Raw genomic sequence first — 22,161 nt, 5'->3', positions numbered from 1 at the left:
TACAACGACTACAACATCGACAACTGGAACTGGGCCAAGACCCAGGCCGTCTACACCACGGCCGGGGGTCCACGGCCGGGGCCCCGGCCGGCGCCGCGTCGGCCGGGGATCGGCGCCGCTCGGTGACACCGGACGCTACGCGCGTATATGGTTACTCTTCGTCACGACCGCTGGCCGGATGGACCGGAGACAAGACCATGGCAGAGCTCGCGCACTTCATCACCGACCTTCCCGCCGGCCTGGCGGGCGAGACCTCCCGCGGCTCCGGGGCCGCGATGACGTACACCTCGTGGGAGGGCGGCGACGACCCGACCACGCTGGCGATCGGCGAGGAGGGCGACGACCCCACCACCTACGCCCTCGGCGAGGAGGGCGACGACCACGGCTGGGGTCGCGCCGGCGCGTAGGGGCGGACGTGACCCGCTGGGGGATCATCGGCCCGCCGGACGATCCGCAGGTGTCCAACGTGGCCGCCGCTCTCCGTGAGCGCGGGGCCGAGCCCGTCGTCCTCGACCTGACGGCGTTCCCCGCGAGGTCGCGGCTCTCGCTGCTCGACGGCGTGCCCTCGGTCCCGGGGGTGGACGTCGGCGCGGTCCGTGCCTGGTACCTGCGTTCCATGCCGCTCCCGCTGCCCTTCGCCCTCCCGCTCGGGCAGACCGAGCGGCACGACCGGGACGGACGGCTCGCCCGGGGCGACCGGCAGGGCCGGGACGAGCAGAGCGGCCGGGGCGGGACCGTCCCGGAGGAACTGGCGCGCGAGCAGCGCTCGGCGTACGCCGGGGGTCGTGAACGCCGCTCGTTCACGTTCGCCTTCGTCACCGCGCTGCGGTGCGGTGGCGCGGCGCTGGTCAACCCTCCCGGCACCCTCGGCCAGCACTTCCTCAAGCTCGAACAGCTCCGGAGGCTGCGCGGGGCCGCGGTCCCGGTGCCCCGCACGCTTGCCACCAACGACCCCGACGCCGTCGTCGCCTTCGCGCGCGCCGCCGGGCCGATCGTCTACAAGCCGCTCGCGGGAGGCGCCCTGTGCCGCCGGGTGACCCCGCAGGACCTGCGTCCCGAGCGGCTGAGGCTGCTCGCCACCGCGCCGGTGCTCTTCCAGGAGGAGGTCCCCGGCCGCAACCTGCGCGTGTACGTGGTGGGAGGCGAGGTCGCCGCCTCCTACGAGATCGTCTCCGAGGAGCTGGACTACAGGGGGGCCGAGCGGGCCGTGTTCCCGGTCGCGCCGAGCCCGGACGAGACCGACGCCTGCCTGCGGGCTGCGCGGGCCTGCGGGCTGACGTTCACCGGCATCGACGTGCGGCGGCGCGACGACGGCACGTTCGCGGTGCTGGAGTGCAACCCCTCGCCGATGTTCGCCGCCATCGAGCGCCGCACCGCCACGGCGGGCGTCACCCGGGCCCTGGCCGCCCTGCTCCGCCGGGCGGCCGACGGCGACGGACACCGCGGGCCGGACTCCCGAGGGGACGGTGACCGGCGCGAGGCGGCCGTCGGGACGTGAGCGCGTCCGTTCAGACGGGCGTGTACCAGAGGGCGATCTTGTCCAGTTCCGCGGCGGGGCCGTCCGCGAGGACCCGCACCGTCCTGCCGCGCAGGTCCAGCATGACCACCTTCGTGGTCCTCCTCCCCGGTACGGTGGCCAGGAAGTGCCGGTCGCCCAGCCAGCCGCCGAACCGGGTCCCCTTCGGGATCGGCACGGTCGCCCGGCGTGCCGCCGTGACGGCGTCCCACACGCACATGCCGTCGGTCTTGTCCGGGCATTCGGTGACGAAGACCTTCCCCAGCGAGGTGTTCCGGACGCTCTCCCGGGTCAGCGCGCCCACCTTCGGCAGGGTCCGCGACAGGGTGCCGTCCAGGCGGTGGACCAGGACCGACCCGTCGGGCCCGGCGTGCACGACCGAGGTCGCGTCCGGCCCCCACACGTAGGGGGAGTCGGCGCCGTCACCGGGCACCCGGGTGATCCGGGCGGTGCGCGAGACCACGTCCACGATCACGAACCCCCGGGTGTGGCGCGGCTTCTCCAGGTTCTCGTAGATCGTGAGCAGGATCCTGCGTCCCTGCGGGTCCCAGTACGGATCGAAGGTCTTCAGCGGGGTGTCGACGGTCCTGATCCGGACCTCCGGGCCGCCGGCCGGGTCCACCACCCGTACCAGGTCGAACTCGCCGAGCTCGAACTTGTTGTCCGGGTTGACGGCGACGCGCGCCCCTCCCGGCGCGACGACCGCGGTCATGAACGTCCCCAGGAACCGGAACTCGGCTCCGGTGCCGCGCCGCAGGTAGGTGGGCGTGCCGCCGGCGTTGCCGCGCGGGTCCTGGTAGACGGAGACCCGTTCGGTGTCGGCGGGGTTCTCGCGCAGGGTGATCCTCGTCCCGGGGACGCGCACGCCGGTCGTCGAGGTCGTGGGCATCGTCGCGACGACCGCGTCGGCCGGCGCGCCGGAGGCGCCGGCGGGCGTACCGGACGCGCCGGACGCGCCGGGGACCGATCCGCGCCCGGTGGCGGTGGGCTCCCGCTCGCCCGTCCTCGCCGCCAGGACCGCGACGCCGGCGGTGACGGCGAGCGCCAGCGCGACCAGGGCCGCGATCACCGGGCGGGCCGTCCGGTGGGGCGGCGGCGGGGTGACGGCCTGCTCGCGGCCCTCGTCGAGCAGGCGCCGCGGCTCCACCGGGTGGCCCAGCAGCCGCAGCAGCGCGGCCGTCGCCGTGGGCCGTGCCCGCGGGTCCTTGGCCAGGCACTCGCCCACCAGGTCGCGCAGCTCGTCGTCCAGCGCGCCCAGCCTGGGCTCGCCGCTCAGGATCCGGTGGATCACCGCGGGCAGCGCGTCGTCGCCGAACGGGGGTTCCCCGGTCGCGGCGCACACCACCGTCGAGGCCCAGGAGAACAGGTCGGCCGCGGGCCCCGCCTCGCGCCCGTCGAACTGCTCCGGCGCCATGTACGGCGGCGTGCCGACCAGCCCTTCGGAGACCGTCGCGGTGGCGTCCAGCGCCCGGGAGATACCGAAGTCGATCACGCGCGGCCCTTCCCGGGCGAGCAGCACGTTGGCGGGCTTGAGGTCGCGGTGCACGACGCCGGCCTGGTGGATCGCGGCCAGCGCGGTGAGCGTCCCGATCGCGAGCCTGCGCAGCTCGGCCCCGCGCAGCGGTCCCCGTTCCCCGATGACCTGGGCCAGGCTGGGACCGTCGACGTACTCGCTGACGATGTACGGCATGCCGCCGACCTCGCCGTGCTCCAGGACCCGCGCGGTGCAGAACGGCTTCACCCGGCGGGCCAGCTCGATCTCCCGGCCGGAGCGCGCCAGGGTCCGCCCGGAGGCCTCGCCGCGGCCGAGCACCTTCAGCGCGACCCTCGTCCCGGACGGGGACTCGGCCAGGTACACCGTCCCCTGCCCGCCCCGGCCGAGCCTGCCGACGATCCGGTACGACCCGATCCGGTCGGGATCGCCCTGGAGCGGGGGCGTGACCCCGGTCACCGGGCCGCCGCGGTGAAGCTCAGGAAGGCGGTGTCGCCCTTCCTCAGGTCGGCGAGCACCCGGACGACCTCTCCGTAGAAGTCGATCACCTTGATCCTGGAGCCCTTCTTGAAGGGTTCCTGCACGATCAGGTGCTGGTCGTTGAACCAGCCCAGCAGGCGCCTGCCGTCACCGCCGCCGGGAACCGTGTAGCGGCGGGTGCCCCTGGCCGAGTCCCACACGCACACGTCCTTCTCCTTGGGGCACACCGTGACGAACAGCGCGCCCGAGGGGGAGAACCAGGAGATGTGGCGCGGCTTGCCGACCCAGTGCATCGTGCGGAGGACCCGCCCGTCCGGGCCGTAGAAGTCGACCCCGTGGGCCTTGCCGTTGAAGTACCCCCGCGCGACCGAGCCGTCCGGCGCGAACGTGAAGGGCAGCGTGTCGGTGCCGATCGCCTCGGTGCGCACCCGGGTGGCCCTGCGCGCCGCCACGTCCACCACCACGAAGCCGTCGCTCACCTCCTTGGCCGGGTCCCGCACCGACAGCAGGACCTTGGAGCCGTCGGCCGACCAGACGGGGGTGTGGCCCTGCCACGGCTGCTCGACGGTCGGCACGGTGAACTGGGTGCCGCTGCGCATGTCGAAGATCCGCAGGTAGTCGAGGGAGGAGTCGGTGAACTTCCCGATCGGGCTCAGCGCCACCAGGTCGCCCCGCGGTGACAGTGCCGCCATCAGCGTGCTGCCCACCTGCCTGAAGGTGTCCTTGCCCTTCTCCCGGGCGAACGAGCCGAACGGCTGCTTGGTGTAGAGGTAGGCGCCGAGCCGGACCGGGTCCCCGGGATGCTCGTGCAGGGTGATGCCCGTCCCGGGCAGCTCGATGTCCCTGGTGGCCTTCTCCACCTTCTGCCAGGGGGCCTCGGTGACGTTCGGGCTGAGCGCGGGCTGGGGGGTGAAGGCCGGGGCGAGCGCGCCCTGTGCGGTGCCGGTCGAGGGGCGCGGCACGGCCGGGCCGGGCGCGCCGGTCACGCTCCGGGGGAGCGCGAGGTAGACCGCGCCCCCGGAGACCAGGGCGACGGCCAGCGCGCCCGCGACCAGCGTCAGCGGGCGCGGGCGCCGCGACGGGCGGGTGACGGGCGCGCCGGCGACCCCACGGGCGGCGGCCGCCACGTCGGAGGTGAGGAACTCGCCGACCAGGCGGAGCAGGACGTCGCTCGCACGCGGCCGCCGCGCGGGGTCCTTGGCCAGGCAGGCGGCGACCAGGCCGCGCAGGTCGCCGGGGAGCGCGTCGAGGTCGGGCTCGTCGTTGACGATGCGGTTCACCGTGCCCGACATCGACCCGGCGTCGAAGGGGGAGCGGCCCGAGGCCGCGAAGGCCAGCGTCGCACCCCAGGAGAACAGGTCTCCGGCGGGGTCGGGGGAGGCGCCCCTGAGCCGTTCGGGCGAGCTGTAGGCGGGGACGTCGACCTTGCGGGTCGTGGTCGAGGGGGTCGCCTCCAGTGCCCGCGCGATGCCCAGATCGATGACGCGCGGCCCGTCGGGGCCGAACACCACCCGGGCCGGGTCGAGGTCGCCGTGGACCGTCCCGGCCTGGTGCAGGGCGACCAGGGCGGTCATCGTGCCGACGGCCAGCCGGTGCAGCGCGGCGGGGTCGAGGACGCCCTCGGAGGTCACGACCTCCCGCAGGGTGGGGCCGTCGACGTACTCGCTGACGATGTACGGCCTGTCGCCGTGGACCCCGTCGTCCAGGACCTGCGCGGTGCAGAAGGCGGGTGTCCCCCGCAGCGGCTCCATCGCCTCCCGGAACCGCTCGCGGCCGACGTCGGCCGGGAGCAGTCGCACGACGACCCGGTCACCCGAGGGGGCGGTGGCGAGGTAGACGTCCTCGCCGAGCCGGCCCGTGACCCGGTACTGGTCCACGCGCTCGGGATCCCCCGCCTTTAAGGGGCCGATATCAGGCATGGTCCGGTTTCCTCTCCGAGGACTCCATCGAGATCACTAATTATGGAGATTCAACCGTCCAAAGTGGAGAATCCACGGGAGAGAAAACGGGGAACATCGCGGGAGGTGCGCGGGCGCGCGGTCTCCTCGGGCGGGGCGGCCCCGATCCGGGTTTCCGGCGTATTCCTTACGGTATTTCCGGCTCCCCGATTTAACGGCACCCTCTTCCCGGTAATCTGCCCTTGATTTTAATCAAGTTTCGTTTTTATATGTCTTTCGCGGTTCATGGGCGGTGTGTCGGTGTGCGCCTGGTTCCTGGCGTCCCGGAAGGTCGGGACGCCGGCCCCGCCCGGCGCAGGCCCGGATGTCACGGGTGTCACGCGCGGGAGCCACGCGCGGGTGTCACGGGTGTCACGGGTGTCACGGGTGGCGCCGGATACGCCGGCCGGTGATCTCCGTCGCGCAGATCCGCAGGTACGGCTCGCGCTCGCCGTCCGTCCACGGCCGTACGCCCAGCGCCGCCAGAGCGGCCCGGTCCTCCGCGGAGGAGACGTGATCGACCCCGCCCCGCACCATCACGCTCCAGCCCTCACGGCCGGCGTCGTCGATCCGGTCGACCTCGAAGGCGACCTTGGTCTCGACGCCCTCCAGGCCGATGCGCGGCGTCTCCTCCAGCGGGCCGCCGAAGGCGGTACGGAAGATCAGCGAGCTGCCGTGCAGGGCGTAGTCCACCGGCTGGATCACCGGTCCGCCGGCGCCCTCGAAGGCGATCCGTCCCACCCCGCCGGGGGTGATGAGCCGCAGGCACTCGTCCCTGTCGAGGACCTGTGACAGTGACGCGGAGACCGGCCGGCCGTACCCGGACGGCATGCCCGGCCCGGGCGCCGTGCCGTGTCCGGGTGACATGCCGTGTCCGGGCGACGCGCCGTGTTCGGACAGCGGGCCGTGCTCGGGCGCCGGGCCGTATCCGGGTACCGCGCCGTGCTCGGGTACCGCGCCGTGCTCGGGCGGCGGGCCGGTGCTCCCTCCGAGCAGTTCCTCCGGCCGGGTGTCCAGGGCGGTGGCCACCCGGTTCACGGTGCCGGGGTTCGGCGAGGCCACGGCCTCCTCCAGATAGGCGAGGTACCCGGGGTCGATCCCGGCCCGCAGGGCCAACTCCTCCCGGGTCAGGCCGAGGTCCTCGCGCCGCCTGGCGATCCGGCGGCCGAGGTCACCGGGGGCCGATACGCGTCCAGTCATGGGATTTCTCCTGCCGGGAACGGCGATGCCGGTGCGGGTCCGGGGCCCCTCCGGCCCCGCGCCCCCGATCGGCGTCACCTGAGGCCTCCCCGCACCGGCGTGTCGCTAATCCGCCCAGGTCAGAGCCGTTTCAGGCCAGTCTGATCACGTTCCAGGAGACCGGGGGCAGCAGGACCGTCGCCGGGTCGTGCCGGACGTCGGGGTTGAGACGGGGGGCGATCCTGCCGGGCTCGTCGGCGGTGTTGCGGGCGTAGACGTCGGTGTCGGTCAGCGTGGTGGCCTCCACGACGCGTGCCCCGCCGAGCGCGCGGGTGTCGATCTCCAGGGACAGGGGGCGGTCAAGCGAGCGGTTGACCGCGAACAGCGTGGTCGCCTCGCCGTCGTGGGTGGCCACGGCGTGCAGCAGCGGCACCTCGCCGTACTCGGCGGTCTCGTACGTGGGCGAGACCGGCTCGACGCGCAGCACGTCCCCGGCCGCCAGCGCGGACGCCTGGGCGAACGGGTGGAAGGTGGTCTGCCGCCACGCGCGCCCTCCCGGCTCGGTCATGATCGGGGCGATCACGTTCACGAGCTGGGCCAGGGAGGCGGCCGCCACCCGGTCGCTGTTGCGCAGCAGCGTGATCAGCAGGCCGCCGAAGGCCACCGCGTCGGCCAGGTGGTAGTGGTCCTCCAGCAGCGGCGGGGCGACCGGCCAGTCCGTGGGCGGCTCGGCGTTCTGGAAGCGCGACAGGTACCAGACGTTCCACTCGTCGAACGAGACGTCGATCTTCTTGCGGGACTTCAGCTTCGCGCCGACGTGGTCGGCGGTGGCCACCACCGAGGAGATGAAGTACTCCATGTCGGTCGAGCAGGCCAGGAAGCTGCCCAGGTCGCCGTTCTTCTCCTCGTAGTAGGCGTGGCAGGAGACGAGGTCCACCACGTCGTAGGTCTCCTCCAGCACCGTGGCCTCCCAGGCGCCGAAGGTCGGCATGGCCGAGCTGGAGCTGCCGCAGGCCACGAGCTCCAGGCCGGGACTCACCGTGCGCATGGCGCGGGCGGTCTCGGCGGCGAGCCTGCCGTACTCGTGGGCGGTCTTGTGCCCGGTCTGCCAGGGGCCGTCCATCTCGTTGCCCAGGCACCACATCCGGATGCCGTACGGCTCCCCGGCGCCGTTGGCGGCGCGCAGGTCCGACAGGGTCGTGCCGGAGGGGTGGTTGCAGTACTCCAGCAGGTCCAGCGCCGACTCGATGCCCCGGGTGCCGAGGTTGACCGCCATCATCGGCTCCACCCCGGCCTTGGCGCACCAGCGCATGAACTCGTCCACGCCGACCTCGTTGGTCTCCGTGCTGTGCCAGGCCGGATCCAGCCGCCGCGGGCGCCGCTCGCGCGGCCCCACGCCGTCCTCCCAGCGGTAGCCCGACACGAAGTTCCCGCCCGGGTAGCGGACCGTGGACACCCCCAGCTCCCTGGTCAGGTCCAGCACGTCACGCCGGAAGCCGTCCTCGTCGGCCGTGGCGTGGCCCGGCTCGTAGATGCCGGTGTACACGCACCGGCCCAGGTGCTCGACGAACGTGCCGAAGGTGCGCCGCCGGACCGGGGCCACGCGGAAGGCGGGGTCGATCGTGAGGTGTGCCGTGTGCACTGCTGGACTCCAGGGGCTAGGCCAGGTACGAACCAGGCAATTGTTAGCGTTATCATTACGTGCGTCAAGGCCCCGAAGGGGTATTCGGCCATGCCGATGCCGGGTTTATTGTTGTAATGAATCAGGGTGTTGTCGCAAAACGGCGTACTCCCGACGGCGCCGGGCGGCGGGGAGCCGCCGATCAAGCGAGTGGATCATCGTCGCGCGCGCCGCTGATATCGTTATCACCGGAAACGGCACGGGAGGACGGCTGGTGGCAGGTGTCCGGCGGGGCAGGCGTCCCGCGGTGATCGGTGACGTCGCGCGGCTGTCCGGGGTGTCGAACCAGACGGTGTCGCGCGTGATCAACGAACGCCCCAACGTGCGCGAGGAGACGCGGAGGCGGGTGCTGGACGCGATCCGGCAACTCGACTACCGCCCCAACCTGATGGCGCGCGGGCTGGTCCGCCGGCAGGCGCACACGATCGGCGTGATCAGTTTCGACTCGGTGCTGTTCGGGCCGGCGTCCACGTTGCTGGGCATCGGCCGCGCGGCCCGTTCCGCGGGGTACGGCGTCACGATCGCCACCCCGGACAGCTCCGACCGCGGCAGCATCGCCAAGGCGACGACCGATCTGGCGAGCCACACGGTGGCGGGGGTGATCATCGTGTTCGTCTCCCGGGCGGCGGCCACCAGCGCGCTGCTCAGCCTGCCCGCGGGGCTGCCCGCCGTCGCGGTCGAGGCGTCCCCCGACGACTCGGTCCCCACGGTGCGCGTCGACCAGGCCGAGGGCGCGCGGATGGCCGTGGAGCACCTGCTGGGCCTGGGGCACTCGACCGTGTGGCACGTCTCCGGGCCGAGGGAGCGCATGGACGCCCAGGCGCGCGTCGAGGCGTGGCGCGCGACCCTGGAGAGGGCGGGCCGTTCCGCGCCCCCGGTGGTGCCGGGGGACTGGAGCGCGGAGTCGGGCTACCGGGCCGGGCTCGAGCTGGCCGAGCGCCAGGGCGTGACGGCCGTCTTCGCCGCCAACGACCACATGGCGCTCGGTCTCCTCCGCGCCCTCAGCGAGCGCGGCGTCAGGGTGCCCCGGGACGTGAGCGTCGTGGGGTTCGACGACATCCCCGAGGCCGGGTACCTGATCCCGCCGCTGACCACGGTCAGGCCGGACCACGAGGAGGTGGGCCGCCGTTCCGTGGAGACGCTGCTGCGCCTGATGGACGGGGACGGGCGGGACGACGCCGACGACGTGCCCCGCGTGGTGCCGACACTGGTGCGGCGGCTGAGCACCGCGCCGGCGCCGGGCTGATCACCGAACGCCCTCCTCCGCCGCGCGGGGCGCGGCGTCTAGGGTGGTGACGCCCCCGGGGGGCGGGGACGGTCACGGCCGTCCCGGGGCCCGCCCGGGACGCGGCCGTGCCCCCGCGGCACGCGCCGGACGCGCCGGACGCGCAGACGGACGACGAGGAGAACCGATGATCCGCCGCTGGAACCCCGCCGGTCCGGCCGCTCCGCTCGGCCGGTACAGCCACCTGGCGGCCGTGCCCGCCGGTCACGAGCTGCTGGTCATATCCGGTCAGGTCGGTGTCATGGAGGACGGCGCCCTCGCGGGGACGGACGCCGAGTCCCAGGCACGGCAGGTCCTCGCCAACATCGAGAGCCTGCTGCGCTCCGCCGGTGCCGGGCCCGAGCACCTGGTCAAGCTGTTCACCATGCTCTCCGGCACCGAGCACCTGGCCGGCGTGCGCGCGGCGCAGGGCGAGGTGTTCGCCCGGTGGTTCCCCGAGGGCGACTGGCCCGCGCACTCGCTGATCGTGGTCGCCGCGCTCGCCGCCCCCGGGCTTCTCGTCGAGGTCGAGGGCATCGCCGCCGTCCCGCGCGGCTGACCCTCCCGGCGGCGGCTCAGCCGGTGACGATCGTCAGGTCCGCCCTGGCCCGGACGTCGTCGCGGGCGTGGAACCTCTCCTCCTGGGCCGCCCAGCGTTCCCAGTGCGGCGCGTAGAGGTCGCCGTCCCGCTCCAGCGCGCGGGTCCTGCGCACCCCGCCGGGCGCCTCCAGCCACACCAGGCCGCTCAGGTACGGCGCGGCGGCCAGGGCCCCGGAGCCGGTGCCGTCGAGGACGAGGAACCCGCCGCCCGGCACCTCGTGCCACTCGGCGTAGCCGCCCGCCGCCCAGTCGTAGCGCCTCCATCGCGCGGGACGATCCAGGCTCAACGGCCGCAGCACCCACCCGACCAGCGCGTCGACCCCGCCCAGCAGGCCGTCCCAGCCGGGGTAGAGGTCGTCCATCCGTACGACGGGCGCGCCCAGCTCGGCGGCGACGGCGGCGGCGAGGGTGGACTTGCCCGCCCCCGACCGCCCCTCGACGGCCAGGACGCGGGTGCCGCCGGCGCGGGCGGGCCACGACCGCAGCCGGGCGGCGATCCGTGCCACGTGCGTGTCGGACGGGCGGGACGCGGACCCCGGCGGGCCGGGAGCGGTCCCCGGGGAGTCCTCGGGGAACGTCCCGGCGGGGTCCTCCGGGGCCGTCACGCCTCCCCGGCCGAGGACAGGCGGGCGGTCTGGGCCTTCAGGACCGCGATGGTCTTGGTCACGTAGTCGAGGATCAGCGCCAGCTCGCGCTCGTCGTACTCGGCCAGGAAGGCGCCCATCTCGCGACCGAGGTCGGCGAAGATCATGCCGAGGTCGGGGGTCTGCCCGGAGGTGGCGGTGACCAGCACCCGCCGGCGGTCGGCCGGGTCGGGGACGCGCCGCACGTACCCGGCCCGCTCCAGGCGGTCGACCAGGGCGGTGATCGCGCTGGCGCCGAACCCGAGCTCGCCGGCGAGCGCCCCGGCCGGCAGCGGGCCCTGCCGGGCGACGATCCCCAGGGCCTTGTGGTCGATCGCGCTGAGTCCCAGCCGCCGCGCCACGGCCTCGTGGAAGACCACGACCGCGGTGCTCAGCTCCCAGCCCAGTTCGGCGGCGCCGTCCATGTCACTCCAATTAGTTCAGTCTGGTGAATAGTTCAATTGCGTGTAATAATTTAGCGGTATGACTCTTCTTACTGGGTCACGGCTCGGCCGTGACGCGGCGCGCTGGGGTGCGCGCTTCTACCTTCGCCATGCCGGGCTGGTCGTCGGGCTCTCCATGGTCCCGGCGCTTCAGCGCTTCGTCTCCATACGGTGGGGGGCCGGCCTCCCGGACGCGGCCGCCGTCACCGGCGAGGCGATCACCGCGGCGAGCCGTGTCCTGCTGGCCTACATGATCATCAAGCTGGCGATCGTCGACGACCCCGCCCTGAGGCCGTTCGAGGCCGAGGGCCGCTGGAGGCGCCTGGGAAGGTTCGCCGGCCGGAGGCGATCGGACGTCGCCGCGCAGTTCCTCCTCCTGGGGGCCGCGTTCGCGCTCTTCGACATCCTGCCCGAGACGGCCATCGGCGCGTGGGTCCCCGAGGACGCGAGGGAGACGGTGCTCTCCGTCCTCGTCTCCGCCAAGAACCCCACGGTGATCGCCTTCACGATGGTCTGGATGGTGGGGGTGGCGCGCCGGATGATCCTCGACGCGCCGGCGCCGGTGCGGGCACCCGTGTCCGGGACGGCGTCCCCGCGGGACTGAGGTCCTCCGAGGTCCTCCGAGGTCCTCCGAGGTCCTCCGAGGTCCTCCGAGGTCCTCCGGCCGGCGGACTCCGCCGGGGACGTCGCGGGTGGCCGACGAGGGCGCCACCCGCGATCCCATTTGACAGATTAATTTGTCCAATGGTCTCATGGGGGCATGCCCGCGACCGAGATGACGCTCATGGACGAGCCCGATCGTCTGCGCCTGGCACTCACCCCGATCCGCCGCCGTCTCCTCGGGCGCCTGCGCGAGCCCGCCTCGGCGGTCGGCCTCGCCGCCGATCTCGGGCTGCCGCGGCAGCGGGTCGGCTACCACCTCAGGGTGCTGGAGGAGGCCGGGCTGATCGAGCTGGTGGAGGAACGCCCGCGGCGCGGCTTCGTCGAGCGCGTCATGCGCGTCACCGCCAAGGCGTTCCTCGTCGATCCCGGCGTGCTCGCCGCGCCGGAGGAGAGCGCCGGGAGCACCGGGAGCACCGGGGACGCCGGGGCGGTGGAGACCGGCCAGAGTGGTGACGCGGCCGACGCGGCCGACGCGGCCGGTGCGAGCGGTGAAGACGGCGGGGCCGACGCGGCCCGTGCCGAGGCCGAGGTCGCAGCCGAGGTCGCAGCCGAGGTCGCCGCCGAGACCGACGAGGAGTTCCGCCGGGTCGCCGACCGCTACGCCGCCGAACATCTCGTGGAGGCGGCCGCGGACACCGTGCGCGACGTCACCCGAATGGCGGACGCCGCCGACCGGCAGGGCGTCCGGCTGCTGACGTTCACGCTGGAGGCTCAGGTGCGCTTCGCCGAGCCCGGCGACGTGCACGACTTCGCCGGAGCGCTCGCCGACGCCCTCGCCCGCGTCGCGGAACGCTTCGACACCCCCGGCGGGCGGCCCTACCGCCTCGTCGCCGGGGGTCACCCGGCCCCGGCCCGCAGGAAACGGGCGACCGACCCTCTTCCCGGGGCAGCGGCCCCGGCGACCCCCACCCCGGAGGCAACCGAATGACCGATGAACCGTTCGTCGTCGACGTCACCATCGCCGCGCCCGTCGGCGAGGTCTGGGACGCCCTGCGCGATCCCGCGCTGATCCGGCGCTGGCACGGCTGGCACTTCGACGGGCTCGACGAGGAGATCGAGGTCATCTACCTCAAGGGCGCCGTCGAGTCGCCCGGCGAGTACCGGCTGGAGATCCAGGGCAACGACCTGTTCGAGCTGACCGACCTCGGCGACCGGACGCGCCTGCGGCTGACCCGCGCCCCCCGCGGCGGCGACCCGGAGTGGGACGCCTACTACGACGACATCAGCGAGGGCTGGGTCACCTTCGTCCACCAGCTGGCGTTCGCGCTGGGGCGCCACCCCGGCGCCGACCGGCGCACGGTCTTCCTCTCCGGGGCCGCGACCACGCCGTTGCTGGAGGCCGCCGGTCTCGAGGCGGTGGCCGGGGCGGCTCCCGGCACGCCGTACGAGGTGACCGGTCCCGCCGGCGAGCCGCTGCGCGGTGAGGTGTGGTTCCGCTCGGCCAACCAGATCGGGCTCACCGTCGAGGGCTGGGGGGACGGCCTGCTGATCGCCGCCCGGATCCCTCCCTCGCCCGCCACCCCGGACGGCGCCGCCATGATGGTGCTCACCACGTACGGGCTCGACGAGGCGGCGTTCGCCGATCTCGAATCCCGCTGGAACGCCTGGTGGGGAAGGGCCTTCCCGTCCCCGGCCGCGGAGGGCGAGGACGGCTCCGACGCGCACGGATGAGCCCGCGAGGTCCGGCGGGCCGGAGGACCCGGCCCGCCGGACCCACCGGCCCGCCGGCGACCGGCCGTGGTTTCGACGACCCGCCGTGACTCCGGGGACCGGCCGGTCCCCGGAGGCGGGTCGCGGCTCCGGCCGGGCAGGTCAGCGTGCCGGACGGCAGATCACAGGACGGGGTCGGCGCCGCCCACGGGCTGCGTGGTCCACGCGCGGTGCTCGGTCTCGCGGATCTCCTCCTCGGCGGTCTGCTCCACCCTGGCCATGGCGAGCCGCAGGATCGGCGGGGCCATCAGGGAGGTCACGATCGCCACGAGGATCACGATGGTGTACGCCTCCACGCTGAGGATCCCCAGCCGCAGGCCGACCATGGCGACCACCACCTCGATCACGCCACGGGCGTTGAGCCCGGCGCCCAGAGCGAGCGCCTCCCACCGGTCGAGCCCGCTCAGGCGCGCCCCCGCGTAGGCGCCGACGAACTTGCCGGCGATCGCGATGGCCAGGACGGCGAGTCCGGCGAGCAGCACCTCGGGCCTTACCAGCGCGGTGAGGTCCATCCGCAGTCCCGCGGTGGCGAAGAAGATCGGCGCGAACCCCGAGAGCACGACCGTGCGCAGCGGGGCGAGCTTGGTCGGGTCGACCTTGCCCGCCGTCCCGATCAGGATGCCGCAGATGAACGCGCCGAAGACCGCCTCGAGGCCCAGGGCGTGGGTCCCGGCGCCGGCGAGCACGACCAGGACGGCCGCGACGGCGACGGTGGGGCCGGGCTCGTCGGACCTGGCGGCGATCCGCAGCGTGTGCCGGACCAGCGGACGGCCGAGGGTGAGCGCGAACACGATGATGGCGATCAGGTAGGCCAGGGAGGTCAGCACCGTGGCGGTGGACACCGCGTTGACCGCCATCGCGCTCACGATCGACAGCATGAACCAGCCGAAGGCGTCGTCGATCATGCCGGCGGTCAGCGTGAGCTGGCCGATGTTGCGGTGCAGCAGCTTCATGTCCATCAGGGTCTTGGCGATGACCGGGATCGCGCTGACGCACATCGCCACGCCCATGAACAGGGCGAAGACCAGGGTGTCCGTGCCTTCCGGGATCAGCGCCTTCGGCAGCAGGAAGCCGGCGCCGACGCCGAGGCCGAGCGGGATGACGAGGCCGCCGACGCTGACCCCGGCGGCCGTGCCGCCGCGGCGCCTGACCAGCCCCATGTCCATGTGCATGCCGGTCAGGCCGACCAGGAGCAGCACGCCGATCTGGCCGACGGCGTCGAGCAGGTGGTACTGCTCGGGGACGGCCGGGAACAACCAGCCGTGCACGCCCGGCACGGCCCAGGCCAGGAAGGAGGGGCCGAGGATCACGCCGACGAACAGTTCACCGACGACGGCGGGCATGCCGAACCGGGCGGCGAGCCGCCCGAGGGCCACCGCCAGCATGAGCAGGATGCCGATCTGGAGCAGGAAGACCAGTAGGTCGTGGGCGGCGATCGGTGCTATGGGGGCGGCCGACGAGGGGAGCATCGTTCTCCTTTGACACAGGGGGGCGATACAAGAGGTACCCGAGTTGATCGAAGAGGTATCCGATGCCACTTGATGTCTACTTGGAGTGAAAAGGGAGGTTCTGGGAGCGCCCTGCCCGCCTGGGAGGCTCCGGCGCGTTTCCCCACGGCGAGGATCCCGGCGAGGACGCAGGTGGGGGAGAGGCGGTGACGAGGTGGTGACGAGGCGGTGACGACGGCACGGAGCGGGCGGAGGCCGACGGAACGGCGGGGGAGGCCGAGGGGCCGCGGGGCCGTGGGGCCGTGGGGCGGAACGGCGGGGTGAGGGCGAGGCTCCGGCGGGCGGCCCGGACCCGGCGCGGCGGCCCACGGCGGCCCACGGCGGGCAACGGCGGGCAACGGCAGGCAACGGCAGGCAACGGCAGGCAACGGCTTCGAAACGTTCCATCGCCACGGCGCCGCTGGTCAGGAACAGCAGTACGATCTAGTGTAATTGGCAGTAAACCGTGCGTAAGGAGTGGGACGTGGATCTCATCGTGCCCCCGGCGGAACGGCTCCGGTGATGGCCGGTCAAGGAACCATCGGCGACCGTATCCGCGGTCTGCGGGTGAACAAGCACATGTCCCAGGCGCAACTGGCCGGGCAGGACCTGTCGGACAGCTACGTCTCGCTCATCGAGTCCGGGAAACGGACTCCCACGCCGGTCGTCACGCGCCTGCTCGCCGATCGGCTCGGCTGCACCGTGGAGTTCCTGCTCCACGGGATCGAGCCGCACCAGCGCGTCGACACCGGGCTCGCCCTGCGCCACGCCGAGCTGGAGCTCCTCCACGGCGACCCGGCCCTGGCGTCGAGCGGCTTCGCCGCCGTGGTCAGGGCCGTGGATCACGACGGCGCCGCGCTCTCCGCGCAGGCGCGGTTCGGCCAGGCCCGCGCGCTGGAGGCACAGGGCCGTACGGCGGAGGCGGTCGAGGCCTACGAGCGGCTCCGCGGGGAGGCCGCCACGCATCCCGAACGTCTCGCCGACCTCCCGGTCGTCGTCGCGCTCTGCCGGTGCTACCACCGCGCGGGCGACACGCTGCGCGCCAGGGACCTCGGGACCGAGGCCCTCGCCCAGGTCACCCGGCTCGGGCTGGACCGGGGGGACCTGGCCCTCGACCTCGCCGAGGTGCTCGCCGAGACCGAGATCGACCTCGCCTACGTGGAGCGGGTGCTGGCGGCGTCCGGCACCCCCGCGGCCGGCTCGCGCCCGGAGGTCCTCGAACTGTGGCGGGCCAGCGTGGCCCTGGCGGGGGAGGACTCCATGCTCGCCGTGGTGCTCGCGGAGGACGCCCTCGCCGCGGGGAGGCCCGCGCGGACGGCCACCCGCTACGTGAGCGCCGCGACACGCTGGGCGTGGCTCGTCGCCGCCCGGCCCGGAGGCGCCGGCCTGGCACGGGCCGCGGAGTTCGCGGCCTCGGCCGCCGAGGTCCTCGCCCGGCTGTCGCCGGAAACGGCCGAACACGCCCGCGGCCTGATCGTCCTCTCCCGTGTCCGGCTGCGCGCCGGCGGGATGAACGCCGTCGACGGGGCCGAGGGGACGACCGGGGCCGGCCGTACGGACCGGGCGGGGGCCGCCGATCCGGTGGACGGCGCCGCCGCCCTGGTGGAGCGCGCGCTCGGCATGCTCGCCGGCGCACGCGGCACGGTGCCGGCCATGGCGTCCGTGACGCTGGCGGAGATCGCCCTGGCACGCTCCAAGGACGCCGCCCCGGCGCTGGCGGAGGCGGAGCGGCTGCTCACCGATGCCGCCGAGCCCGTCGGCGCCGCGGAGATCACCACGTCCACCGCGTCCGAGGACTCCTCCGAAGCCGTGAACGCCGCCGCGTCAGCGGGCTCCGCCGAAGCGGCGGAACCCTCCGCGGGTCCGGCCGCCGGTGCCGCTCCGGTGGCCTCGGCCGTCGACCGTGAGTCGGCGCGGCTCTGGCGCGAGATCGGTGACCTGTGGGGCAGGGCCGGATCGCCGGAGAGGCAGCGGAACGCCTACCTCAGGGCACTGAAGGTCATCGGTGTCGCGGCGCGCCCCGAGCTGTCACCGGTCTCGGCGCGGTACGCGGCGTCGGGCCCGGCGATCCCGGTGCGACTCGGCGCCGCCGCGGAGCCGGGAGCGCGCTGAACGACGCGGTGGAGCCCGCGGCGTGGTGAACGACGCCGCGGTGGGGAGGTGGCGCGTTCGTCGCCGTGCCCTCGGGTTGGGCTAACTTGAAGCGCGTGCCTCCCCCCGTCGCGTCCTCTTCCGTCGCGCCTTCCCCCGTGAGAAGCGCGTACCCTCCCCACCGGTCCGCCGGCCTGTTCCTGCTCGGCCTGCTGCTGCTGCTCACCGTGCTGGCGAGCATCGTGATCGGCGCCAAGCAGATCCCGCCCGGCCAGGCGCTGGCCGGTGTGCTCGCCCCGGACGGCTCGGAGAACGCGCTGATCGTCCAGCAGCTGCGGCTGCCGCGCACCCTGCTGGGCGTGAGCGTCGGCATGGCGCTCGGCCTGGCGGGCGCGCTCATGCAGGCGCTGACCCGCAACCCCCTGGCCGAGCCCGGTCTTCTCGGCGTCAACGGAGGCGCCGCGGTGGCCGTCGTGACGGTGATCGTCCTGTTCCGGGTGGACGACGTCCTCGTCTACGTGTGGGCGGCGTTCCTCGGGGCGGCCGGAGCGGCCGCGCTGGTGTACGCGATCGGCACACGCGGCCGTTCCGGTGCCTCACCCGCCCGGCTGGTGCTGGCCGGGGCCGGGATCAACGCGGTGTTCAGCTCCCTGACGGCGGGACTGATGCTGCTCAGCCCGCGCGGCTTCGGGGGTTTCCGGTTCTGGCAGGTCGGCTCGCTCTCCGGGCGCGACCTCGAGGTCTTCCTCGGGGTCGGCCCGTTCCTGCTGGCCGGTACGGCGCTGGCGCTCCTGCTGGCCCGACCGCTCAACGCGCTGGCGCTGGGGGAGGACACCGGGCGGGCGCTGGGCGCGCGGCCCGGCCGGACCCGCGCGCTGGGGGCGCTGGCCGTCGTGGTGCTGTGCGGTGCCGCCACCGCGGCGGTGGGGCCGATCATGTTCCTCGGGCTGGCGGTGCCGTTCACGGTCCGGGCGCTGGTGGGCCCGGACCAGCGCTGGGTGCTGCCGTACTCGCTGCTGCTGGCACCGGTGCTGCTGCTGTGGGCCGACATCCTCGGCCGCGTGGTGGCCGCGCCCGCGGAGCTGGAGACGGGCCTGGTCACCGCCTTCCTGGGCGCCCCCCTGCTGGCGATGATGGTCCGCCGCGGAAGGGTGCCCCAGCTGTGAGCGCGAGCCGTGTCCTGCGCGCCGGGACGTTCTCCCTGAGATGGCGGCCGCGGTCGGTGGCGGTCTGCGTCGTCCTGGCCTGCGTCGCCCTGGGGGCGGCGGTGGTCGTGGTCGGCACCGGCGACCTCCCGCTCTCCGTCGCCGAGGTGCTGGGGGCGCTGACCGGGCAGGGGGACCGGGCCACGGAGTTCGTCGTGCTCGACCTCCGCCTGCCCAGGGCCGTCACCGGCCTGCTGGCCGGGATCGCCCTCGGCCTGAGCGGAGCGATCTTCCAGAGCATCACGCGCAACCCGCTGGGCAGCCCCGACCTGATCGGGTTCACCACGGGGTCGGCCACCGGCGCGCTGCTGCAGATCCTGGTCGTCGGCGGCGGGGCCGCCGCCATCGCGGCCAGTTCCATGCTGGGCGCGGTGCTGACCGCGCTCGCCGTCTACCTGGTGGCCTACCGCGGCGGGGTGCACGGCTACCGGCTGGTCCTGGTGGGGATCGCCGCGGCGGCGATGCTGGAGTCCTTCAACGCCTACCTCATCACCCGCGCCGAGCTGCGCGAGGCGTACGAGGCGGCGTTCTGGCTCACCGGCAGCCTGAACGGCAGGAACTGGCAGCACGCGTGGCCGCTGGCCGCCGGCGTGGTGGTGCTGGCCCCGGTCGCGCTGGCGTTCGGGCGACGGCTCCGCATGGGGGAGCTCGGCGACGACGCCGCGCTGGCGCTGGGCGTACCGGTCCAGCGGACCAGGGCCGCCCTGGTGGTGACCGGCGTCGGCCTGGTCGCGGTGGCGACCGCGGCGGTCGGGCCGGTCCCGTTCGTCGCGCTGGCCGCGCCGCAACTGGCGCGCAGGCTCACCCGGCGTCCGGGGACGCAGCCCGTGCCGGCCGCGCTGACGGGAGCGGCCCTGCTGGTCTGCAGCGACCTGGTGACGCTGCACCTGCCGATCCCGCTCCCGGTCGGTGTGGTCACCGGCGTGCTGGGAGGCGTCTACCTGGTCTGGCTGCTGTCGGCCGAGGGGACCGGAGGGCGGGTCTGAGCGGGATGGGCGTCCGCGTCTCCCGTCCCGACGGGCGACGACGCTCCGGGACGACCGAGCCGGGTCCCGGTCGGCGAGGTCCCTTCCCCGTGACGGATGCGATCCGCCCAGCGGCAGCGGCCACGGGGACGCCGCGATCCGCTACGCCTGTGACCAAGCGCTTCCCAGAGCGGGCAAAGATTGTTAGGTTAGGTGAGGCTTACCTAAAGTTGGGGCTCCCATGAGCTCTGGAAGGACATCCATACCCATGCGCGACACGATGCGCCGCCTGTGCGCCGCCGGAACGCTCCTGCTGGGTCTCGGCCTGGTCGGCGCGTGCGGCGACGGCGGTGGCGGGCAGACCGCCGCGAGCACCACCACCGCGCCCGCGGCCCAGGCCGGCTCCGGATTCCCGGTCACCATCACGCACAAGCTCGGCACCACCACGATCGAATCCGCGCCCCAGCGTATCGTCGCCCTCGGTGAGATCGACCAGGACACCCTGCTCGCCCTGGGCGTGCAGCCGGTCGGGATGGCGGAGCTGACGGGCATCCAGCCCGACGGCCTCACCCCCTGGACCGCCCCCGAGATCTCCGGCGCCAAGCCGGAGCTGCTGAGGGCCGGCGAGGCCGGCTTCTCGCTGGAGAAGGTCGCCGCCCTCAAGCCCGACCTGATCCTGGCCGGAGGCGACTACTACATCGACAAGGAGTACGCCGGCCTCTCCCGGCTCGCGCCGACCACCGCCTACGAGACCGGCCCGGCCGAGGACTCCTGGCAGACCGTGGCCCGCCAGGTCGCCAAGGCGGTCGGCAAGGCCGGCGAGGGTGACAAGCTCGTCGCCGACGTCGAGGCGAAGATCGCCTCGGTGAAGACCGGCCACCCCGTGCTCGCCGGCAAGAAGTACGCCCTGACCAGCGTCTTCCCCTCCGGCAACATCGGCGTCATGAAGTCCGGCGCCGACATCAGCGTCAAGCTCTTCGACCAGTTCGGGATGGTGCTGCCCGAGGAGATCAAGGCGCTCCCCGGCGAGGGCTTCGCGGCCGAGCTCAGCATGGAGAAGGTCAAGGTCCTCGACGTCGACGTGCTGCTCAGCCACTACAACGACGACGCCGCCACCCAGAAGAAGATCGAGGCCAACGCCCTGTTCTCCGGCCTGGACGTGGTCAGGCGCGGCTCGTACGTGCCGCTGGACCTCAAGGCGTTCTGGCCGCTGCGCACGCCGACGCCGCTCGCGATCCCCTACGTGGTCGACCGGCTCGTGCCACAGCTCGCCAAGGCCGCCGAGGCCGCCGACTCCTCCTGAGGCGTCTCTCCTCCGGCCCGCCCCGGGAACGACCCGCAGCCCCCGGGAACGACCCGCCGGAGCGGCCCCTTCCGGGGCGGGCCGCAGGAGGCCGCCCGGTCCCGCGCACGCACCCTCCCCCGCGACCACCCGGCCACGGGGGACCGTTCCTCAGCACCTGAGAGGCGAACATGTCGAGCCCGGTCTATGACATCGTGGGCATCGGTTTCGGTCCTTCCAACCTCGCGCTCGCGGTGGCACTGGAGGAGGAGTACGGCTCCGGCGTGAACGCGGTGTTCCTCGAGAGGCAACCGAGGTTCGGCTGGCACCGCAACATGCTCCTCGACGGCGCCACGATGCAGGTCCACTTCCTCAAGGACCTGGTCACCCTGCGCAACCCCACCAGCCCCTACTCCTTCCTGTGCTACCTCCAGGAGAAGGGGCGGCTGGTCGACTTCGTCAACCACAAGACCATGTTCCCCACCCGCCTGGAGTTCCACGACTACCTGGAGTGGGTCGCGGCCTCCTTCGCGCACCTGGTGCGCTACGACTCCGAGGTCGTGGCGGTGCGCCCGCACGACGACGACACGCTGGAGGTCGTCGTGCAGCGCGGCGACGAGCTGCACACCTGCCTGACCCGGAACCTGGTGATCGCGGTCGGGCTGGACCCGGTGCTGCCCGGCGGCGTGCGCTCCGGCGAGCGGGTCTGGCACACCGAGGAACTGCTGTCCCGGCTGGAGGGGCTCGGCGGGCGCCAGCCCAGGCGGTTCGTGGTGGTCGGCGCCGGGCAGAGCGCGGCCGAGACCGTCGAGCACCTGCACCGCACCTACGCCTCCGCGGAGGTCTGCGCCGTCTTCACCCGGTACGGCTACTCGCCCGCCGACGACAGCCCCTTCGCCAACCGCATCTTCGACCCCGAGGCCGTCGACCACTTCTTCACCGCCCCCGAGGAGGTCAAGCGCATGCTGCTGGCCTACTCCCGCAACACCAACTACTCGGTGGTCGACATCGACCTCATCGACGAGCTCTACCGGCGCTCCTACGCCGAGAAGGTCGCCGGCGTCGAGCGCCTGCGCATACTGAACGCCTCCCGCCTGCTCGGCGTGGAGGAGGACGGCGAGGTCGCCCGCGTCCGGATGTGCTTCCTGCCCACCGGCGAGGTGAGCACGATCGAGGCCGACGCGGTCGTGTGCGCCACCGGCTACCGCGAGCGCAACCCGCTCGACCTGCTCGGCGAGGCGCGCGAGCACTGCCTCACCGGCGCGTCCGGCGAGCTGCTGGTGGAGCGCGACTACCGGATCGCCGTCGACCCTCAGAAGAGCTGGGGCGTCTACCTGCAGGGCGCCACCGAGGACACCCACGGCATCGCCTCGTCCCTGCTGTCCATGACCGCCGTGCGCACCGGCGAGATCGTGCGCTCGATCGCCCGCCGCTCGGCGCAGGTGCCGCAGGGCGCCGAACCGTGACGCGGTCCCCGGGGGCCCACCTCCGGCACTCGCCGCGGGCGTGACCGGCGCGCCGCCGGGCCCCCGCGCCACCTGGG

The 22,161-nt window shown here is 73.7% G+C and carries 19 protein-coding genes; 12 read left to right on the top strand and 7 right to left on the bottom strand.

Annotated features, from left to right (window positions below; all coding sequences use genetic code 11):
* The first annotated feature begins 197 nt into the window (after positions 1-197).
* Together AB0G16_RS28490 and AB0G16_RS28485 are read left to right on the top strand one after the other, a co-directional pair.
* Positions 198-407, top strand: coding sequence for a hypothetical protein (locus AB0G16_RS28490; protein WP_362811448.1), 210 nt, complete (start codon positions 198-200; stop codon positions 405-407).
* 8 nt (positions 408-415) lie between these two features.
* Positions 416-1,498 (top strand): hypothetical protein, encoded by a 1,083-nt coding sequence (locus AB0G16_RS28485; RefSeq protein ID WP_362811446.1) that lies wholly within the window; start codon positions 416-418, stop codon positions 1,496-1,498.
* Positions 1,499-1,508: 10 nt separating this feature from the next.
* Here AB0G16_RS28485 and AB0G16_RS28480 read toward each other — a convergent pair whose 3' ends face one another.
* The 4 genes from AB0G16_RS28480 to AB0G16_RS28465 form a co-directional block, all read right to left on the bottom strand.
* Positions 1,509-3,467 (bottom strand): serine/threonine-protein kinase, encoded by a 1,959-nt coding sequence (locus AB0G16_RS28480; RefSeq protein ID WP_362811444.1) that lies wholly within the window; start codon positions 3,465-3,467, stop codon positions 1,509-1,511.
* Entirely contained in the window at positions 3,464-5,407 is a 1,944-nt protein-coding gene (locus tag AB0G16_RS28475; RefSeq protein WP_362811441.1) for a serine/threonine-protein kinase, read from the bottom strand. The genes AB0G16_RS28480 and AB0G16_RS28475 overlap by 4 nt, the downstream gene beginning before the upstream one ends.
* 399 nt (positions 5,408-5,806) lie before the next feature.
* Positions 5,807-6,625: a pyridoxamine 5'-phosphate oxidase family protein gene (locus AB0G16_RS28470; RefSeq protein WP_362811438.1), complete on the bottom strand. Its 819-nt coding sequence runs from the start codon at positions 6,623-6,625 to the stop codon at positions 5,807-5,809.
* 130 nt (positions 6,626-6,755) lie between these two features.
* A complete protein-coding gene (locus AB0G16_RS28465) occupies positions 6,756-8,246 on the bottom strand; it encodes an alpha-N-arabinofuranosidase (RefSeq protein ID WP_362811435.1) in 1,491 nt (496 codons plus the stop codon).
* A gap of 253 nt (positions 8,247-8,499) precedes the next feature.
* Here AB0G16_RS28465 and AB0G16_RS28460 point away from each other — a divergent pair, with 253 nt between their 5' ends.
* Positions 8,500-9,531: a LacI family DNA-binding transcriptional regulator gene (locus AB0G16_RS28460; RefSeq protein WP_362811432.1), complete on the top strand. Its 1,032-nt coding sequence runs from the start codon at positions 8,500-8,502 to the stop codon at positions 9,529-9,531.
* A gap of 166 nt (positions 9,532-9,697) precedes the next feature.
* Positions 9,698-10,108, top strand: a complete 411-nt coding sequence (locus AB0G16_RS28455; protein WP_362811429.1) for a RidA family protein — start codon at positions 9,698-9,700, stop codon at positions 10,106-10,108.
* Between the two features lie 16 nt (positions 10,109-10,124).
* Here AB0G16_RS28455 and AB0G16_RS28450 read toward each other — a convergent pair whose 3' ends face one another.
* Both AB0G16_RS28450 and AB0G16_RS28445 read right to left on the bottom strand, forming a co-directional pair.
* A complete protein-coding gene (locus AB0G16_RS28450) occupies positions 10,125-10,754 on the bottom strand; it encodes a hypothetical protein (RefSeq protein WP_362811426.1) in 630 nt (209 codons plus the stop codon).
* Positions 10,751-11,197, bottom strand: coding sequence for a MarR family transcriptional regulator (locus AB0G16_RS28445; RefSeq protein ID WP_362811424.1), 447 nt, complete (start codon positions 11,195-11,197; stop codon positions 10,751-10,753). Before AB0G16_RS28445 ends, AB0G16_RS28450 begins: the two co-directional genes overlap by 4 nt.
* Positions 11,198-11,255: 58 nt before the next feature.
* Here AB0G16_RS28445 and AB0G16_RS28440 point away from each other — a divergent pair, with 58 nt between their 5' ends.
* From AB0G16_RS28440 to AB0G16_RS28430, 3 genes are all read left to right on the top strand, one after another.
* Positions 11,256-11,819, top strand: a complete 564-nt coding sequence (locus AB0G16_RS28440; protein ID WP_362811421.1) for a hypothetical protein — start codon at positions 11,256-11,258, stop codon at positions 11,817-11,819.
* 156 nt (positions 11,820-11,975) lie between these two features.
* Entirely contained in the window at positions 11,976-12,806 is an 831-nt protein-coding gene (locus tag AB0G16_RS28435) for a winged helix-turn-helix domain-containing protein (RefSeq protein WP_362811418.1), read from the top strand.
* The gene (locus AB0G16_RS28430; RefSeq protein WP_362811415.1) at positions 12,803-13,549 is read left to right on the top strand and encodes an SRPBCC domain-containing protein; all 747 of its coding nucleotides are present in this window, start codon (positions 12,803-12,805) and stop codon (positions 13,547-13,549) included. Before AB0G16_RS28435 ends, AB0G16_RS28430 begins: the two co-directional genes overlap by 4 nt.
* A 161-nt stretch (positions 13,550-13,710) precedes the next feature.
* Here the strand turns inward: AB0G16_RS28430 and AB0G16_RS28425 are convergent, their stop codons facing one another.
* Positions 13,711-15,057, bottom strand: coding sequence for a cation:proton antiporter (locus AB0G16_RS28425; RefSeq protein ID WP_362811411.1), 1,347 nt, complete (start codon positions 15,055-15,057; stop codon positions 13,711-13,713).
* Between the two features lie 540 nt (positions 15,058-15,597).
* Here AB0G16_RS28425 and AB0G16_RS28420 point away from each other — a divergent pair.
* The 5 genes from AB0G16_RS28420 to AB0G16_RS28400 all read left to right on the top strand — a co-directional run bounded on the left by AB0G16_RS28420 (position 15,598) and on the right by AB0G16_RS28400 (position 22,084).
* Positions 15,598-17,187 carry a helix-turn-helix domain-containing protein gene (locus AB0G16_RS28420; protein WP_362811408.1) on the top strand — a complete coding sequence of 530 codons (1,590 nt, stop codon included), beginning with the start codon at positions 15,598-15,600 and terminating at the stop codon, positions 17,185-17,187.
* Between the two features lie 137 nt (positions 17,188-17,324).
* On the top strand, positions 17,325-18,332 hold the full coding sequence (locus AB0G16_RS28415; protein ID WP_362811405.1) for an iron chelate uptake ABC transporter family permease subunit: 1,008 nt from the start codon (positions 17,325-17,327) through the stop codon (positions 18,330-18,332).
* Entirely contained in the window at positions 18,329-19,357 is a 1,029-nt protein-coding gene (locus AB0G16_RS28410; RefSeq protein ID WP_362811402.1) for an iron chelate uptake ABC transporter family permease subunit, read from the top strand. Before AB0G16_RS28415 ends, AB0G16_RS28410 begins: the two co-directional genes overlap by 4 nt.
* Positions 19,358-19,604: 247 nt before the next feature.
* Positions 19,605-20,639, top strand: coding sequence for an iron-siderophore ABC transporter substrate-binding protein (locus tag AB0G16_RS28405; protein ID WP_362811399.1), 1,035 nt, complete (start codon positions 19,605-19,607; stop codon positions 20,637-20,639).
* Positions 20,640-20,809: 170 nt separating this feature from the next.
* Positions 20,810-22,084 (top strand): lysine N(6)-hydroxylase/L-ornithine N(5)-oxygenase family protein, encoded by a 1,275-nt coding sequence (locus tag AB0G16_RS28400; RefSeq protein WP_362811396.1) that lies wholly within the window; start codon positions 20,810-20,812, stop codon positions 22,082-22,084.
* Positions 22,085-22,161 lie beyond the last annotated feature (77 nt).

The organism is Streptosporangium sp. NPDC023615 (assembly GCF_040640155.1).
Lineage (GTDB): Bacteria > Actinomycetota > Actinomycetes > Streptosporangiales > Streptosporangiaceae > Streptosporangium.
The sequence above is the reverse complement of the archived record's forward strand: the minus strand, read 5'-3'. Positions and strand labels throughout refer to the sequence as shown.